This is a genomic window from Methylophaga sp. UBA5088, assembly GCF_002414625.1.
In the GTDB taxonomy this organism is placed as follows: Bacteria; Pseudomonadota; Gammaproteobacteria; order Nitrosococcales; family Methylophagaceae; genus Methylophaga; species Methylophaga marina.
Genome location: NZ_DIAC01000074.1, coordinates 57972 through 58249 on the forward strand (window position 1 = coordinate 57972; position 278 = coordinate 58249).

1 protein-coding gene is annotated in these 278 nt (G+C 45.7%); it reads left to right on the top strand.

From position 1 onward, the window contains the following. Positions 1-278, top strand: a 278-nt coding sequence (locus B4K20_RS09685; protein ID WP_349678799.1) for an aminotransferase class IV, incomplete at both ends; no start/stop codon positions are given.

Below are 278 nucleotides of genomic sequence, written 5' to 3' on the forward strand. Positions count from 1 at the left end.
GCTGAGTGAACCGGTGATTCTGATAAATGGTCAACCGGCAACAACGCTTTCAGTAGCAGACCGTGGCCTTCAATACGGCGACGGTCTGTTTGAAACTATCCCTTTTCGACATGGAAAACTAGAATACCTCGATGCCCATATTGAACGATTACTTCGTGGGTGCAGTCGCTTACAAATCGACTTCACTGATTTAGCGTTACTTCAGCATGAGTTAGTCACACTTTGTGCGCAGACAGCACAAGATGCTGTGATAAAAATCATGATTACTCGTGGTAGCG